Genomic DNA, 17,101 nt, shown 5'->3' with positions numbered 1-17,101 from the left:
CAGAGCCGGGGCCTCAGAGCTCGGCGATCAGCCGCTCGAAGAACGTGATGCCCTTCAGGTAGGCATCCACGTGGATGCGCTCATCCTTCGCGTGGAGTGCGGCTCGCTCGTCGCCCGTCATGTGGAACGGGCTGAACCGGTAGACGGTGGACGACAGGCGCGAGAACTGCCGGGAGTCGGTGGCCCCCGTCTGCACGTAGGGCACGACGACCGCGTCGGGGTACACGGCGTTGATCGTCGAGGCGACCAGGTCCCAGCGGGGCCCGTCCATCTCGGAGACGGCCGACGGTCTGGCGGCCTGCGTCACCGTGATCGTGACGGCATCGTCGGCGATCACGCGCGTGAGCCGCCGTACCGCCCGTGCGGTGTCGGAGTCGATCGCGATGCGCGCGTTCACGACGGCGGTGGCCGACTCCGCCAGCGCGTTCTGCGCGTGGCCGGCCGACAGGATCGTCGCCACGGCGGTGGTGCGGAGCATGGCGCTGGTCTCGACGCTGAGCCTCGTCAGGAGCTGGATCAGCAGGGGCCGGAAGAGCCTCGGCCGCGACAGGACGAACCTCACCAGGCCGCGGCCGTGCGGGGCGACGGCCCGCAGCATCCGCTCGACCGGGGGATTGAGCGTGGCGGGGAACGGGTGCGCGTTCATGCGGACGACGGCGCGAGACAGCCGCGACGTCGCCGTCTCGCGTGGCGGGGTCGAGGCGTGGCCACCCTGCTGCTCGACCCGCAGCTCGATCATCGTGGTGGTCTTCTCGCTCACGCCGACGACCGCGATGGGGCGGTCGACCGTGGGGAAGACACCGTCGACGACGGCGCCGCCCTCGTCGAGCACGAGCCCGATCCGCACGCCGCGTCGCTCGAGGAGCCGAGCGGCCTCGCGCGCGCCGGTGCCGTTCGTCTCCTCGTCGTGCCCGAACAGGAGGTAGACGTCGTGCTCGGGGACGAAGCCCGCCGCCGCCAGGGTCTCGGCGCCCTCGAGGATCGCGGCCACGGAGCCCTTGTCGTCGATCGTGCCGCGGCCCCAGAGCTCGCGCTGAGCGCCCTCCCCGACTATGTCGGCGGCGAAGGGCGGATGCGCCCAGCCCTCCTCCGTGGCGACCACGACGTCGTAGTGGGCCATGAGCACGGTGACGGGCCCGTCGGTGGAACCCGGCCAGCGGTAGAGCATCGTGTGCTCACGCACGAGCTCCCGCTCGGCCGCGGCGTGGAGCGCGGGGTAGAAGGCCTCGACGCTCGACCGGAATCGTTCGAACGCGTCGACGTCGAGGTCGGCGCTGTCGATGAGCGAGATCGTGGGGATGCGGAGGAGCTCGCGGAGCCGTTCGACCGCGTCTGCGGGGGTGCTCACTCGAGCGGCCGGAGCCCGAGCGGCGGGATCACTTGAGGCGGGCCTTGAGGGCGGCGACCGGGTCGCTCGAGCCGAGCACGCCGGGACCGAAGCGCAGCATGGTGATCGTCTGGGCCACCGGACCGCTGCCGGCGCTCAGCCGGGTGGCCACCGTGGCGCGCTCCCAGAGCAGGATGCACTCCTGCGCCAGCTGCACCGTCAGGCCGAGCGGCTGGGTGTTGCCGGAGCGCACATCCGGAAGCGTGTACCCGCCCAGCGACGCCAGGATCGCGTAGACGTCGGAGATGTCGCGCTGGGGGAGGGGCACAGCACCCTGCCCGGCGAAGACGGTGACGAACAGGCGGGCTGCAAGCTCTTCGGGGTCTGCCGTCCAGAGGCCTTGCGGCCCGGCATACGGAGAGGTGCCGGACACCGAGGGGATGCTCATGCAATCACCATATCGAGGGGCACGTAGGATTGGCGAGAGATGAGCACCAGGCAGACCACCCCCGCGTTCACCAGGCCCGCGCTGGCCCCGGGTCTCCTCGGCGCGGTCGTGCTGATGGCCTTCGTCGCCGTGGTCGACTCCGACTGGTTCACCCTCGGCCGCTACCTGGTGAGCATCCTCGCCCTCATCATGTGCGTCTTCGCCCTGCAGGCCCGCCAGTGGTGGTGGCTGCTCGGTCTGCTGCCGATCGCGGTGATCTGGAACCCGGTGCTGCCGATCGACCTCGACACCCTCGTCTTCCAGGCGCTGCACATCGCGGCGGCGGCCGTGTTCGTGGCCAGCGGGATCCTCATCAAGGTGCGTCGGCCCGCCGAGAGGCGCTGAGCGTCCGTCTGCCGTAGAATCGTCATCGGCGGATCCAGTCGATCTTTCGCGCCGACCACGTCTCGTGCTCGCTCGGCCCCGGCTGCCGTCACCCAGCGGCCGCTCGCACGACCCTCGCGATCCGGCAGCTCTCCCGTCCCCGTGTCGATCGGGGACGACGCCACACCTCCACAGGAGAACGATGTCAAGGTCCGGCGGACGCCGTACGAAGAGCCCAGACAACACGGGCCTCATCCCGATCCTCGCGCGCCGCGTGCGCGAGGTCGAGGCGGCCGCGGGCCGCGGGAAGGTCTCGCCGTCCAACCGCACGAAGTTCCTCGTGGTGGCTCTCCTCATGCGTGAGGAGCGGGCGTCGATCAAGTCCGACGAGACGCTGAGCGAGGCCGACCGCGCCGAGCAGCTCAAGCGTCTCGACGGCATCGCCTCGATCCTCGCGCGCACGGCCGCACGCGACACCTCGCTGATCGCCCTGCTCGAGAACGACGCGGCCGTCTCGCCCGCCGCCCGCAGTCTCCGGCGCGAGTACCTGCTCGACGCCGGCCACGACGTGCCCGACGAGGAGCCTGCCCCGCAGCTCACCGAGGTCGCCACCGTCGTGCCACCGGAGCTGGCGGAGCGGCAGGTCGTCCCGTCGTCGGTGAAGGCACGTCGCCTCGCCAACCCCTTCCTCGCGCCCGACCTCACCCCGGCGCGCCCTCACGCCGTCGGGCGGCTGGCCAACTGGGAGCTCCTCGGCCCGCTGTACCGCGCGTTCGAGTACGGCGCGGGCGGCCAGGCCGCGAGCATGGAGCTGCCCGAGGCCCCGCGCATCGACCGGCTCTCGCCGAACGGCCACGAGCTGATGAAGCACCAGTCCCGCTTCCTCATGAGCGTGCAGGAGGGGCACCGCACCTTCCTGCTCGCCGACGAGCCGGGCCTCGGCAAGACCGCGCAGTCGCTGCTCGCCGCCTCGGTCGCGGATGCGTACCCGCTGCTGGCCGTCGTCCCGAACGTGGTGAAGATGAACTGGGCGCGCGAGGTCGAGATCTGGACGCCGCAGCGACGCGCGACCGTCGTGCACGGCGACGGTCAGAACCTCGACGCCTTCGCCGACGTCGTGGTGGTCAACTACGAGGTGCTCGACCGGCATCTGTCGTGGCTCGGGAACCTGGGCTTCAAGGGCATGGTGATCGACGAGGCCCACTTCATCAAGAACCTCAACTCGCTGCGCTCGCGCAATGTGCTTGCCCTGGCCGACCGCATCCGCCGCACCGCCCCCGGCGGCGACCCGCTGATGATGGCGCTCACGGGAACGCCGCTGATCAACGACGTCGACGACTTCCGCGCCATCTGGCAGTTCCTCGGCTGGATCGAGGGCGACAAGCCGGCCGCGCCCCTCATGGACAGACTCGAGGAGACCGGGCTCACGCCTGCCGACCACGGCTTCTTCCCCGCCGCCCGTGAGGCCGTGATCGACCTCGGCATCGTCCGCCGACGCAAGATCGACGTCGCCGCCGACCTGCCGTCGAAGCGGATCGTCGACCTGCCGGTCGAGCTCGACGACGACTTCGGCCGCTCCATCCGCGAGGCCGAGCGCGAGCTGGCCTCGCGTCTGGTGGTGCGCTACCGCCGGTTGGTGTCGGCGCGTGCCGCGTCGCGCGACGAGGAGATCGGCGAGGCGCCCGACGACGACCTCATGCGCCTGGTCGCCCGCCAGGAGCTCGAGGACACGTCGGCCACCGAGACCGGCCTCAACGTCTTCACGATGGTGCGCCAGATCGGTACCGCCAAGGCGCCGCTCGCCGCCGACTACGCCGCGCAGCTGGCTCGGTCGGTGGGCAAGGTGGTGTTCTTCGCCAAGCACATCGACGTGATGGACGCGGCGGTGGACATCTTCGCCAAGCGCGACCTCAAGACCGTGTCGATCCGCGGCGACCAGAGCGCCACGCTCCGGCAGCGCGAGATCGACGCGTTCAACGAGGACCCGGAGGTGTCGGTGGCGGTCTGCTCGCTCACGGCCGCCGGTGTCGGCCTCAACCTGCAGGCCGCGTCCAACGTCGTGCTCGCCGAGCTGTCGTGGACCGCCGCCGAGCAGACGCAGGCGATCGACCGCGTGCACCGCATCGGCCAGGAGGAGCCCGTGACGGCGTGGCGCATCGTCGCCGCGCAGACGATCGACACCCGCATCGCCGAGCTCATCGACAGCAAGCAGGGCCTCGCCGCTCGCGCGCTCGACGGCTCCGACGTGGAGGTCTCCTCGGGCGACTCCGTCCAGCTCGACGCCCTCGTCTCCCTCCTCCGCGACGCCCTGAGCTGAGCCCGCGGCCCGGGTTCCGGGCGGCCCGGCCCGTCGGCCGGGCTTCCGGCGGCCCGGCGGGGTCCAGCCGGGCCGTCTGCGCCCCGCCAGGGTGACAGATCCGCGGCCTCGACGGGGCGTGTCCGGCCGGCCCGTCCGGGCGTGGTCGCGGCTTGCGCCCGCTCAGTGTCGTGGCGGGGCCCTCGGGGCCTTCAGGATGCGCTGCGCGGGCGCAACCCGCTCAGTCGGGCGCTCTTGCGAAGCCCAGCCCGTAGCTGGGTCCCTGCGCGCCGGATGTGGCACTGGTGGTGGGCTCGCGCCTGCTGAGCACGCCACAGGTGTCAGATCCGCGATCGCCGGGAGGCGTGTGCTGCCGTGCCGTCAGCGCGTCGTGGCGGCTTGGGCCCGCTCAGTGTCGTGGCGGGGCCCTCGGGGCCTTCAGGATGCGCTGCGCGGGCGCAACCCGCTCAGTCGGGCGCTCTTGCGAAGCCCAGCCCGTAGCTGGGTCCCTGCGCGCCGGATGTGGCACTGGTGGTGGGCTCGCGGGGCGTCAGGGCACCGCGAGTGTCAGATCCGCGATACGCGCGGGGGCGCGTCCCGCGCTGAGTGCGCCTCGAGCTCAGGCGGAAGGACTCGTCGCTCCAGGGGCCGCTGGCGCGGCGGCGCCGAGGACGTCCAGCGTCCAGGCGTACTCGAAGGCGATCTCGCGCCAGCGCTCGTAGCGGCCGCTGACGCCGCCGTGGCCGGCGGACATCTCCGTCTTCAGCAGCACCGGGGCGCCGACCGTGCGGAGGCGCGCGGTCCACTTCGCGGGCTCCACGTAGAGCACGCGCGTGTCATTGAGGCTGGTGGTGGCCAGGATGCGCGGGTACGGCTGGTCGGCGACGTTCTCGTACGGCGTGTACGACTTCATGTAGGCGTACACCTCGGGGTCGTGGAGCGGATCGCCCCACTCGTCCCACTCGATCACCGTCAGGGGCAGCGACGGGTCGAGGATCGACGTGAGCGCGTCGACGAACGGCACCTGCGCCAGGATTCCCGTGAACAGCTGCGGCGCGAGGTTGGCGACCGCGCCCATGAGGAGACCGCCGGCGCTGCCGCCCTGGGCGACGAGCCGATCGGAGGCGGTCACGCCAGTGGACTCCAGGTGCTCTGCGACCGAGACGAAGTCGGTGAAGGTGTTGCGCTTCGTGAGCGTCTTGCCGTGGTCGTACCACTCGCGGCCCATCTCACCGCCGCCGCGGACGTGGGCGATGGCGAACGCGACACCGCGATCGAGCAACGAGAGCCGAGCGACCGAGAAGGACGGGTCGATGCTCGCCTCGTACGACCCGTACCCGTACAGCACCAGTGGCGCCGGTCCAGCGTCGAGCACGCCCCGGCGGGCCACGATCGACACGGGGATCGAGACCCCGTCGTCGGCGGCGGCCCACACCCGCCGCTGCTCGTAGACGGCCGGGTCGAACTCGCCGAGCACGGGCTGCTGCTTGAGCAGGGTCGACGTGCCCGTGGCGACGTCGTATTCGAACACCGACGGCGGTGTGATGAACGACGTGAAGCCGTATCGCACCGTGGGCTGCTCCCACTCGGGGTTGCTCGAGGTGCCGACGGCGAAGAGCTCCTCCTCGAACGTCAACTCGTGCAGGGCCCCCGGGTCGATCGTCTCCACGAGCTCGGGCAGCGGGATCACGGCGATCCGGGTGAGTCCGTCACGTCGGTAGTCGACGGTGAGGAAGCGCGCGAACGCGGAGACCTCCTCGAGGCGGCGGCCGGGCTGGTGGGCCAGGACGACGCGTCCGTGACCGAGGTCGTCCGGGCGCTCGGGGTCGACCTCGACCAGCTCGAAGTCGACCGCGCCGCGGTTGTGCAGCACGAGGAGGCGGTCGTGGCCGCCGACGACGGCGTGCTCGACGGTGTACTCGACCCCGATCTCCCGCGGCCAGACCACCTGGAACCCGGCATCCGGAGTGCGGGTGTCGAGCAGGTGGACCTCGCTGGTGATCTTCGACCCCACGACGATCTCGACGTAGCGCCGCGAGCGCGTGACGCCCACACCCACCCAGTAGCGCTCGTCGGGCTCGGTGAACACCAGCTCGTCGTCGTCGCCGGAGGTGCCGACGACGTGCCGCCAGATGGTGTCGGGACGCCACGCGTCGTCGACGGTGGGGTAGTAGACCGCATCGCCCTCGGGCGAGAAGACCGCGCCCGCGAAGGTGCCCGGCACGGTGTCGGGGAGGTCGTGACCCGTCTCGAGGTCGCGGATTCGTAGGGTGTAGCGCTCGTCGCCGACGGTGTCGGCCGCCCAGACCAGCCGCGTGCCGTCGGGGGAGACGTCGAAGCTGCCGAGCGAGTAGAACTCGACGCCCTCGGCCTCGACGTTGTCGTCGAGGAGGATCTGCTCGCCGGGGAGCCCGGATCCGTCCGCCATCGTCGGCGGCGTCCAGTCGTCGTCTCCCGAGAGGGGCGCGCGGCAGTGGATGCCGTATTGGGATCCCTCGACGGTGCGCGTGTAGTACCACCACCCGCCCTCGCGGACGGGGACGGAGAGGTCGGTCTCCTTCGTGCGCGACCGGATCTCCTCGAAGATCTCGGTGCGGAGCGTCTCGAGGTGCGCCGTCTGGGCCTCGGTGTACGCGTTCTCCGCCTCGAGATAGGCGACCACCTCGGGGTCGTCCTTGGCGCGCAGCCACTCGTAGTCATCGACGACCTCGTCGCCGTGATGGACTCGGGTGACGGGCCTGCGGGCCGCGACAGGCGGTTCGACGGTCATGGCTTCAGCGTAGACGCCGCCGGGGCCGTAGCATGAGGTTGCTCATCGGTGAACGATGGGTGAACGACGAGACGGCAGGAGAGCCATGGATCCCTGGGTCATCGTCGTCCTCGTGATCGCGCTCGCACTCGTCTTCGACTTCACGAACGGGTTCCACGACACCGCGAACGCGATGGCGACACCCATCGCGACAGGGGCTCTGAAGCCGAAGGTGGCCGTGCTCATCGCCGCCTGTCTCAACCTGGTCGGGGCGTTCCTCAGCACGGAGGTGGCGAAGACCATCTCGGGCGGCATCATCCGAGAGGGGTCGGGCGGGGTGATGATCTCGCCCGAGCTGATCTTCGCCGGGCTGGTCGGCGCCATCCTCTGGAACCTCGTCACCTGGCTGTTCGGTCTGCCGTCCAGCTCGTCCCACGCCCTGTTCGGCGGCCTCATCGGCGCCGCCGTGGTCGGTGCGGGGTTCGGGGTGGTTGACTACGGGGTCCTCGTCGGGAAGGTCGTGCTGCCCGCGGTCGTGGCGCCGCTCGTGGCCGGCGTGGTCGCGTTCGTGGCCACCCGCCTGGCGTACGCCATCACGAACACCCCGAAGGATGCGGGCAACGGCATCCGCGGCCGGTTCCGCTACGGCCAGATCTTCTCCTCCTCGCTGGTCGCCCTCGCCCACGGCACGAACGACGCCCAGAAGACGATGGGCGTGATCACGCTCGTCCTCATCGCGGCCGGCCTGCAGGATGCGGGCAGCGGCCCCGAGCTCTGGGTGATCGTCGCGTGCGCGTTCGCCATCGCGATCGGCACCTACTCGGGCGGCTGGCGGATCATCCGCACCGTGGGCTCGGGATTCACGAACGTCAAGCCCGCCCAGGGCTTCGCCGCCGAGACCAGCACCGCGGCGACGATCCTCGCGTCGAGCCACCTCGGCTTCGCGCTCTCGACCACCCAGGTCGCCTCGGGTTCCGTGATCGGCTCGGGGCTCGGACGCAAGGGCGCGTCGGTGAGGTGGGGCACCGCGGGTCGGGTGGCGCTCGGCTGGGTGCTCACCCTCCCGGCGTCGGCACTCGTGGGTGCGCTCGCCGCCTTCGTCGCGGGTCTCGGCCCCGTGGGCATCGTCATCGACCTCGTGGTCGGCGGCCTCGTGGTCGTCGTCATCCTCATCCGATCGCGGAAGAACGAGGTGACGAGCGCCAACGCGGTGAGTGAGGTCAGCGCCGCCGGCGAGGTGGTGCGGACGCCGAAGGCCACGAGGCGGCGCCGGAAGGCCGCCAGCACGCAGGGGGGCGCGTCATGAGCATCGACTGGGCCGCGTTCCTCGTGGTCGCCCTCACCTCCCTCGTCGCCACCGCGGTGGTGGTCAGCCTGTACTCGCTGGGCGTCCGGCTGCTCGGCCCCCGGCGCACCGATGAGGACGGGGCCGACCTCGAGGCGGGCGTCGAGGTCGCGCGTCCGATGATCGCCGTGGTCGGCGCGATCACCTGCTTCCTCCTGTGCGCCGCCGCGGTGCTGTTCGGCATCTACCTCATCGTGCCGTTCCTGCACGGTTAGACAGCACGTTCCCTACCGGCGGTCAGCGGGCGCTCGTAGCATGGGGGGATGGCCGTGGAGACCGCACCCGCATCCGTCGTCCCCGCCCTGCGCGGCGCTTTCCAACGGGGGGTGACCCGGCCGCTGTCGTGGCGCATCCGCCAGCTCGAGGGCCTGCGGAGGCTGCTGCTCGAGGCGGGCACCGAGCTCGAGGATGCCCTGTTCAGCGACCTCGGCAAGAACCCCGCCGAGTCGCAGCTCACCGAGATCGGGCTCGTGGTCGCCGAGGTCGAGCACACCCTGAAGCACCTGCGGTCGTGGCTCCGGCCCACCCGGGTGCGGGTTCCGCTGTCGCTGGTTCCAGCTTCGGCGAAGACCATCCTCGAGCCGCTGGGTGTGGTGCTGGTGATCGGGCCGTGGAACTACCCGGTGCAGCTGGTGCTCGCCCCTCTCGTGGGCGCTCTGGCCGCGGGCGACGCCGTCGTGCTGAAGCCCAGCGAGCTCGCGCCGGCGACGAGCGCGGCGATCGCGCGGCTGGTCCCCTCCTACCTCGACGAGCGGGCGGTGGTCGTGGTCGAGGGCGGCGTGGAGGAGACGACCTCGCTCCTCGAGGAGCGGTTCGATCACATCCTGTACACCGGCAACGGCATGGTGGGGCGGATCGTGATGGAGGCGGCGGCGAAGCACCTCACCCCGGTCACGCTCGAGCTCGGCGGCAAGTCTCCCGTCTACGTCGACGACACCGTCGACCTGGCCTCGGCCGCCCGCCGGATCGCGTCGGGCAAGTTCCTCAACGCCGGGCAGACCTGTGTGGCGCCCGACTACCTGATGGCGCCCCACGACGTCGCCGAGCGGATCGTGCCGCACCTGGCCGAGGCGATCGCCGAGCTCTACGACGGCGACCCCCGTACCTCGTCGAGCTACGGACGGATCATCAACGACAAGCAGTTCGGCCGGCTGACGGGGCTCCTCGACGGCCAGAACGTCGCCGTCGGCGGTCGGTTCGACGCTCGCACCCGCTACCTCGCGCCCACCGTGCTCACCGATGTCGCGGCCGACGCACCGGTCATGGCGCAGGAGATCTTCGGTCCGATCCTGCCCGTCATCCCCGTCGACGGCCCCGACGACGCGATCGTGCGGATCACGTCCGGCGACAAGCCGCTGGCGCTCTACCTGTTCACGTCCGACCGCGAGACCGAGCGGAGGTTCCTCACCAGGACGTCGTCCGGAGCCGTCGGCGTCAACGTGCCGGTCGCGCACCTCACCGTGCCCGGGCTCCCGTTCGGCGGGGTCGGCGGCAGCGGCATGGGCCAGTACCACGGCGTCGCGAGCATCGAGACCTTCAGCCATCGGAAGGCCGTGCTGACGAAGCGGCTCGCGCCCGACACGCTCGGTCTCGTGTATCCGCCGTACACCCCCGCGAAGGACGGGTTCATCCGCGGTCTCCTGCGTCGCCTCGGCTAGGGTCGACAGCGGCGCCACGAGCGCCGCCATCATCGAGCAACGGAGCAGACGTGACACCCTCACACCGCATCGAGACCGACAGCCTGGGCAGCGTGGAGATCCCCGCCGAGGCGTACTGGGGCATCCACACCGCGCGAGCGCTGGAGAACTTCCCGATCTCCCGCCGTCCCATCTCGGTCTACCCCGACCTCGTCGACGCCCTGGTCATCGTGAAGCAGGCCGCGGCTCGCGCCAACCGCGACATCGGTGTGCTCGATCCTCAGAAGGCCGAGTGGATCGAGGCGGCGTGCGAGAGCATCCGTGCCGGGGAGCACCACGACCAGTTCGTCGTGGGGGTCATCCAGGGCGGGGCGGGCACCTCGACGAACATGAACACCAACGAGGTGGTGGCGAACGTCGCGCTCGAGCAGCACGGCTTCGCGATGGGCAGCTACGACGTGCTGCATCCCCTCGACGACGTCAACCGCAGCCAGAGCACCAACGACACGTACCCGACCGCGGTCAAGCTCGCACTCTGCTTCTCGCTCGAGCGTCTGCTGGCGGAGCACGCGAAGCTGCGCGACGCGTTCAGCGCCAAGGGTGTGGAGTTCGCCGACGTGCTGAAGGTCGGGCGCACGCAGCTCCAGGACGCCGTGCCGATGACGCTCGGCCAGGAGTTCCACGGCTTCTCCACGACGCTGGGGGAGGACGCCCAGCGACTCCGCGACATCATGCCGCTGCTCTGGGAGATCAACCTCGGCGCGACCGCGATCGGCACGGGGATCACGGCCGACCCCAACTACGCCGCGACGGTCTGTCGGCACCTCCGCGATCTGACCGGGTTCCAGCACGTCACCGCCGTCGACCTCGTCGAGGCGACGAGCGACGCGGGTGTGTTCATGAGCCTCTCGGGAGCGCTCAAGCGGTCGGCGATCAAGCTGAGCAAGATCTGCAACGACCTCCGTCTGCTCTCCTCCGGCCCGCAGGCGGGCCTCGGCGAGATCAACCTGCCGCCGCGTCAGGCGGGGTCGAGCATCATGCCCGGCAAGGTCAACCCGGTCATCCCCGAGGTGGTGAACCAGGTCGCGTTCTCGGTCGCCGGCGCCGACACGACGGTGATGATGGCCGCCGAGGGCGGGCAGCTCCAGCTCAACGCCTTCGAGCCCGTGATCGCCCACTCCCTGTTGCAGAGCCTGGCGTGGATGACGGGCGCCTGCCGTACCCTCCGCGTCAACTGCGTCGACGGCATCACCGCCAACACCGAGCGGCTGCAGGCCATGGTCGCGTCGTCGGTCGGTGTCGTGACAGCGCTGACCCCCTACATCGGCTACGCGGCGGCATCCTCGTTGGCGAAGTCGGCGCTCCGCAGTGGCCGCAGCATCGTCGACCTCGTCGTCGAGGCGGGCCTGATGAGCCGTGAGCGGGTGACGAAGCTCGTCTCGCCGGCGCGGCTCTCCGGGCTCGAGGCCGTCACCGCCGCCATCCCGATCATCAGCATGGACGAGCACGCGTGACCCGGATCGATGCAGCTATGACTCAGACCGTCGTCGACGACCTCGTCGCCGCCCTCGGCGACCGCGTCAGCCTCGAAGCGGCCGACCTCGAGCGGATGCGCGGCGACAAGTCGGGCTGGTTGAGCCCGGGGCGCTGCGAGGCCGTGGTGTTCGCGCGCTCGATCGACGACGTCCAGACGGCGGTGCGCATCGCGGCCCGTCACGGCGTCCCGATCGTGCCCCGCGGCGCGGGCACCGGCCTCGCCGGTGCCGCGACGGCCGGCCCCGGCACGGTCGCGATCAGCGTCGAGCGGATGAACCGCATCCTCGAGATCGACTACGCCGACGAGATCGCCGTCGTCGAGCCCGGGGTGATCAACCAGGCGCTCAGCGACGCGGTCGCCGAGCGCGGGTACGTCTTCTCGCCCGACCCGGCCAGCAAGGCGATCTCCTCGATCGGCGGGAACATCGCCACCGATGCGGGCGGGCTGCTCTGCGCGAAGTACGGCGTGACCCGCGAGGCCGTCCTCGGTCTCGCCGTGGTGCTCGCCGACGGCACGCTGCTGCGCACCGGCCGCCGGACGGTGAAGGGAGTGACGGGCTACGACCTCACCGCGCTGTTCACCGGGTCCGAGGGCACGCTCGGCATCATCGTCGAGGCGACCGTGCGGCTGCGGCCGATCGCGCAGGGTCTCGTGGCCACGATCGGCGCGTTCTTCCCGTCGACGACCGCGGCCGCGGCGGCGTGCTCGGCGATCACCGCCTCCGGCATCCGCCCGGCGGTCATGGAGCTGATGGACCCGCTGTCGGTGGCCGCCATCGACGCCTACCGCGGCACCTCGCTCGGCGAGGGCGGCCAGGCGTTCGTGCTCGTCCAGACCGACGGAGCCGGCTCGGCGGAGGAGGCGGAGATCGCGTCCCGCCTGCTGGTGGAGGGTGGCGCGGGTCGCGTCGACATGACGACCGATCCGATCGAGGGGGAGCGGCTCCTCGCCATCCGACGGTCCATGCATCCGGCGATGGAGACTCTCGGCCACGTGCTCATCGAGGACGTCTGCGTCCCGCGCTCCCGACTCGCAGAGATGTTCGATGAGATCGCCCGCATCGGCGCCGAGACCGGCCTAACCATCCCGGTCGTGGCTCACGCTGGCGACGGCAACCTGCATCCGAACTTCGTGATCCCGGTCGAGCCTGGTGCCGATCCCGGATCCGTCGTCGTTCCGGACCACGTCTGGGCGGCGGCCGACCTGCTCTTCCAGGCCGGCATGCGACTCGGCGGCACGCTGACGGGCGAGCACGGCGTCGGCGTGCTGAAGCGGCGCTGGCTCGCCGACGAGCTGGGCGACCGCAGCGTCGAGCTTCAGCGGGGCATCAAGGCGGTGTTCGATCCCGCCGGGCTGATGAACCCCGGCAAGGTGTACTGACCGTCTGAGCCGAGAGCCTCTGGCGGGCAGGCCGACACGCGCTAGGCTCGTGATGCGACGAGACCTGAGGAATGCACATGAGCGATCCCGCCCGCCCCTACGCCGACCCCGTTCCCGGAGGTGCGCCTGCGCTGCCCGCTCTCCCACCGGTGCCGTCGAGGACGACACCGAGCACCGCGCTGATCGTCCTCACGGCCCTGGGCTTCACCCTCGTCGGATTCCTCGCGCTGGCCGTCACGGCGTACCTGTTCTTCGGGCTCGGCCCGGTCGCGTTCGTGATCTCGGGTGTGCTCGCGCTCATCCCGCTGGCGGTGGTCATCACCGCGATCACGCTGATCGACCGGTGGGAGCCCGAGCCCCGGCCGGCGCTCCTGTTCGCGTTCCTGTGGGGCGCGGCCGCCTCCGTGGCCGCCGCCCTGGTGGTGGACGTCGGCGTCCAGATCTTCCTCGAGCTCGCCGCGGGTGGGCCGGCGACGACCGACGTGCTGGCCAGCGTGATCCAGGCCCCGCTCGTCGAGGAGGGGGCGAAGGGCCTCGGCGTGCTGCTCCTGTTCTGGGCCTTCCGCAAGCAGTTCGACGGGCCCGTCGACGGCCTCGTCTACGGGGCGACCATCGCCGCGGGCTTCGCCTTCACCGAGAACATCCTCTACTTCGCGTCCGCCCTCGCCGACGGCGGGATCGCGTCGCTCGGCATCACCTTCGGGCTGCGGGGCATCATGGCGCCGTTCGCCCACGTCATGTTCACGGCGTGCACGGGGGTGGCCATCGGCTTCGCGGCGCGTTCCCGGAACGTCTGGGCGGGCATCGGCATCGTGATCGCCGGCTGGCTGCTCGCCGTGGGGCTGCACGCGTTCTGGAACGGGTCGACGTACCTCGTGGACGGGCTCGGCGGGTTCTTCCTGCTCTACGTCGTCGTGCAGGTGCCGCTGTTCGCGGTGGCGATCGTGCTCGTGGTGCAGCTCCGGAAAGCCGAGACGCGCACGACTGCGGCACGACTGGCCGAGTACGCCGCCGCCGGTTGGTACGCGCCGGACGAGGTCCAGTTCCTCTCCACGGGGTCGGGCCGTCGGGCGGCGCTGCGCTGGGCGTCCACGCTCCCGGGCGGACGCCGCGCGATGAAGGCGTTCATCCGCGACTCGACACGTCTGGCGTTCACGCGGCAGCGCATCGTGACCGGTCGCGGCGGCGTGGCGCCGCTCGACGACGAGCGCGCGCTGCTGGGCGCCGTGACCGCCGACAGGGTCGCGCTGGCGTCGGCGCGCGGAGTCGCGCTTTGACGGTTCCCTCCGACCCGGGTTGGATGGGAGCATGAGCGATTCGCAGAGCACCAAGCCCGAGATCGACGCGCCGGAGGGCCCCGCGCCCACAGAGCTCGTGATCGAGGACATCATCGAGGGCACCGGGGCCGAGGCCGTCCCGGGCGGGACCGTGGAGGTGCACTACCTCGGCGTCGGCTACGACGACGGCGAGGAGTTCGACTCCTCGTGGAGCCGCGGCCAGACCATCAGCTTCCCGCTGAACGGCCTCATCGCCGGCTGGCAGGAGGGCATCCCCGGCATGAAGGCGGGCGGCCGCCGCAAGCTGACCATCCCGCCGGAGCTGGCCTACGGCCCTGCCGGCTCGGGTCACTTCCTCTCGGGCAAGACGCTGATCTTCGTCATCGACCTGATCTCCGTCCCCTGAGCCTCTGGGCGCCCGCCCCTCCCGTCGGTCACATAGAATGGTGTGCCTGAATTCGGGAGGTGGCGGGTGTCCGATACCGAGCTCCAACGGGAGCGCGACTACGTCGCGGGTCTCTACGGTCGCCTCGACGCGCTCCGCGAGGAGACCGAGCAGGAGCTCGCCGCCGTGCGCCGTGAGGACGTGGGCGGCAATCACCAGAGCCGTTCCGAGCGCGATGCGTTCGCCCGGGCATACGAGGACCGCGTGATCCAGTTGCGCGAGGTGGGGGAGCGGCTCGCCTTCGGGCGGCTCGAGCTCACCACCGAGGCCGACGGGCCGCGCTACCGCTACGTCGGGCGCATCGGCCTTCGCGACGAGAACCTCGAGCCGCTGCTGCTCGACTGGCGTGCACCGCAGTCGAGCGCGTTCTACCAGGCCACCGCGGCCGAGCCGCTCGGTGCTCGCTCGCGCAGGCATCTCACCACCCGGGGGCGCGAGGTCGTCCGGATCGAGGACGAGGTGTTCGACGCCGATCTCCTCGACGACGAGTCGACGCGTCTCCAGGGCGAGGGCGCCCTGCTCGCCGCGCTCTCCGCCCAGCGCACCGGTCGCATGCACGACATCGTCGCGACCATCCAGGGCGAACAGGACAGGATCATCCGGTCCGACCTCAACGGCGTGCTGGTCGTGCAGGGCGGGCCGGGAACGGGGAAGACCGCGGTCGCCCTCCATCGCGCCGCCTACCTGCTCTACTCCCACCGCGAGCGCCTGGGGTCGAGCGGTGTGCTCATCGTCGGGCCGAGCCGGGCGTTCCTGCAGTACATCAACGCGGTGCTGCCGAGCCTCGGCGAGACGGGGGTCGTGCTCGCCAGCCTCGGTCAGCTCTACCCCGGGGTCGAGGCATCTCACGACGACGTGCCCGAGGTCGCCGCGCTGAAGGGGTCTGCCGAGATGGCGCATCTCATCCGCCGAGCCGTCCGCTCCCGCATCCGCGTGCCCAAGGAGCCGGTGACCGTCGAGGTCAACGGTGAGCGCCTCGTCATCCAGCCCGCGGCGATCCAGGATGCGGTCACCCGCGCGCGCGAGTCGGGCAAGCCCTACAACCAGGCCCGGGTCTCATTCGTCAAGACCATGCTGTCGCAGCTCGCCCGGCAGCTCACCGAGCAGCTCGTGCGTCGCGGCACCACCATCGACGACTCCGACCAGGCCTACCTCCGCGAAGACATCCGCACGGCGGAGGACGTCAGGGTCGCCCTGAACACCGTGTGGCTCCCGCTCACGCCCGAGCGCTTCCTCGAAGACCTCTACGCCCGCCCGCAGTGGCTCGAATCGCTCACGGGCTCCTGGTCGAAGGCCAAGCGGGCTCTGCTGCACCGCCCGCGCGGCGGCGCGTTCACGGTCTCCGACGTGCCCCTCCTCGACGAGGCGGCCGAGCTGCTCGGCGAGTTCGACGAGCAGGCCTCCACCCGCGACCGCGAGGCCCGCGCCCAGCGCTCCCGCGACCTCGAGAACGCTCGGACCGCGATCGCCAACATGGGTGTCGAGGGGCTGGTGTCGGCCGAATCCGTCGTCGAGGGCTTCGCCGAGTCGGAGGCGCGGCGCACCACGGCCGAGCGTGCCGCCTCCGACCGCACGTGGACCTACGGGCACATCGTCGTCGATGAGGCGCAGGAGCTCTCGCCCATGCAGTGGCGTGTGCTCCTCCGCCGGGGCCCCCTGAAGTCGTTCACCATCGTCGGCGACGTCGCGCAGGCCAGCGCGGCCGCGTCGACGACCGACTGGGCCACCACCCTCGCTCCGCTCTTCGGCGAGTCGTGGCGGCTCGAGGAGCTCACCGTCAACTACCGCACTCCCTCGCAGATCGTCGAGGCGGCCGAGCGGGTCGCCGAAGCGGCCGGGCTCGCGGTGACCCGGTCGCGGTCGGTGCGCACGACGGAGTGGCCCGTCGACGTCATCCGCGCGCGCGGCCCGCTCGCCGAGGCGGTGCGGGAGACGGTCGACGCGGTGCGGGGTGAGGGCACCACGGCCGTCATCGTGCCGGAGGCCGCGGTCGACTCGGTCGCCGCGGCACTCGCCGAGCGCTTCGGCGACGCGGTGGGCAGGGGAGCGGCGGGGTTGACCAGGCCCGTGGCCGTGCTCAGTGCGGCCGAGGCCAAGGGACTCGAGTTCGACGTCGTGGTGGTCGGCGCGCCGGCGGCCATCCGGGCGGAGTCGACCCGCGGCGCCTCGTCGCTGTACGTGGCCATGACGCGCCCGACGCAGCGGCTGTCGCTCGTGCTCGACGACGGCGAGGCACCGCCCGCCGGGCTCTGAGCCTGAGCCCGGTCGAGCCCGAGCCGCATCGAGGCCGAGCCCCG

13 protein-coding genes are annotated in these 17,101 nt (G+C 71.3%); 10 read left to right on the top strand and 3 right to left on the bottom strand.

Features of this window, described 5'->3' with window-relative positions; translation table 11 throughout:
- Window positions 1-13 precede the first annotated feature (13 nt).
- Together ACFJGV_RS03090 and ACFJGV_RS03085 are read right to left on the bottom strand one after the other, a co-directional pair.
- A complete protein-coding gene (locus tag ACFJGV_RS03090) occupies window positions 14-1,348 on the bottom strand; it encodes a M20/M25/M40 family metallo-hydrolase (RefSeq protein ID WP_378146748.1) in 1,335 nt (444 codons plus the stop codon).
- Between the two features lie 28 nt (window positions 1,349-1,376).
- On the bottom strand, window positions 1,377-1,775 hold the full coding sequence (locus tag ACFJGV_RS03085) for a hypothetical protein (protein ID WP_378146747.1): 399 nt from the start codon (window positions 1,773-1,775) through the stop codon (window positions 1,377-1,379).
- 39 nt (window positions 1,776-1,814) lie between these two features.
- Here ACFJGV_RS03085 and ACFJGV_RS03080 point away from each other — a divergent pair, with 39 nt between their 5' ends.
- Window positions 1,815-2,159 (top strand): DUF6804 family protein, encoded by a 345-nt coding sequence (locus ACFJGV_RS03080; RefSeq protein WP_378146745.1) that lies wholly within the window; start codon window positions 1,815-1,817, stop codon window positions 2,157-2,159.
- Window positions 2,160-2,340: 181 nt separating this feature from the next.
- Window positions 2,341-4,455 carry a DEAD/DEAH box helicase gene (locus ACFJGV_RS03075; protein WP_378146743.1) on the top strand — a complete coding sequence of 705 codons (2,115 nt, stop codon included), beginning with the start codon at window positions 2,341-2,343 and terminating at the stop codon, window positions 4,453-4,455.
- A 598-nt stretch (window positions 4,456-5,053) separates the two neighbouring features.
- On the opposite strand, the gene ACFJGV_RS03070 is transcribed toward ACFJGV_RS03075, so the two are convergent.
- Window positions 5,054-7,204, bottom strand: a complete 2,151-nt coding sequence (locus ACFJGV_RS03070) for a S9 family peptidase (RefSeq protein ID WP_378146742.1) — start codon at window positions 7,202-7,204, stop codon at window positions 5,054-5,056.
- A gap of 85 nt (window positions 7,205-7,289) precedes the next feature.
- On the opposite strand from ACFJGV_RS03070, the gene ACFJGV_RS03065 reads away from it, so the two are divergent.
- The 8 genes from ACFJGV_RS03065 to ACFJGV_RS03030 all read left to right on the top strand — a co-directional run bounded on the left by ACFJGV_RS03065 (window position 7,290) and on the right by ACFJGV_RS03030 (window position 17,057).
- Window positions 7,290-8,489 carry an anion permease gene (locus ACFJGV_RS03065; RefSeq protein ID WP_378146741.1) on the top strand — a complete coding sequence of 400 codons (1,200 nt, stop codon included), beginning with the start codon at window positions 7,290-7,292 and terminating at the stop codon, window positions 8,487-8,489.
- Window positions 8,486-8,743 (top strand): hypothetical protein, encoded by a 258-nt coding sequence (locus tag ACFJGV_RS03060; RefSeq protein WP_378146740.1) that lies wholly within the window; start codon window positions 8,486-8,488, stop codon window positions 8,741-8,743. Before ACFJGV_RS03065 ends, ACFJGV_RS03060 begins: the two co-directional genes overlap by 4 nt.
- A gap of 48 nt (window positions 8,744-8,791) precedes the next feature.
- Window positions 8,792-10,186: an aldehyde dehydrogenase family protein gene (locus ACFJGV_RS03055; RefSeq protein WP_378146739.1), complete on the top strand. Its 1,395-nt coding sequence runs from the start codon at window positions 8,792-8,794 to the stop codon at window positions 10,184-10,186.
- A gap of 50 nt (window positions 10,187-10,236) precedes the next feature.
- Window positions 10,237-11,679, top strand: a complete 1,443-nt coding sequence (locus tag ACFJGV_RS03050) for an aspartate ammonia-lyase (protein WP_378146737.1) — start codon at window positions 10,237-10,239, stop codon at window positions 11,677-11,679.
- Between the two features lie 17 nt (window positions 11,680-11,696).
- Window positions 11,697-13,082: an FAD-binding oxidoreductase gene (locus ACFJGV_RS03045; RefSeq protein WP_378146736.1), complete on the top strand. Its 1,386-nt coding sequence runs from the start codon at window positions 11,697-11,699 to the stop codon at window positions 13,080-13,082.
- Between the two features lie 77 nt (window positions 13,083-13,159).
- Entirely contained in the window at window positions 13,160-14,359 is a 1,200-nt protein-coding gene (locus tag ACFJGV_RS03040; protein ID WP_378146735.1) for a PrsW family intramembrane metalloprotease, read from the top strand.
- 31 nt (window positions 14,360-14,390) lie between these two features.
- Window positions 14,391-14,765, top strand: coding sequence for an FKBP-type peptidyl-prolyl cis-trans isomerase (locus ACFJGV_RS03035; RefSeq protein WP_378146734.1), 375 nt, complete (start codon window positions 14,391-14,393; stop codon window positions 14,763-14,765).
- A 66-nt stretch (window positions 14,766-14,831) separates the two neighbouring features.
- Window positions 14,832-17,057 (top strand): HelD family protein, encoded by a 2,226-nt coding sequence (locus ACFJGV_RS03030; RefSeq protein ID WP_378146732.1) that lies wholly within the window; start codon window positions 14,832-14,834, stop codon window positions 17,055-17,057.
- The last annotated feature ends 44 nt before the right edge of the window (window positions 17,058-17,101 follow it).

The organism is Cnuibacter sp. UC19_7, assembly GCF_042699995.1.
Lineage (GTDB): Bacteria > Actinomycetota > Actinomycetes > Actinomycetales > Microbacteriaceae > Cnuibacter.
The sequence above is the reverse complement of the archived record's forward strand: the minus strand, read 5'-3'. Positions and strand labels throughout refer to the sequence as shown.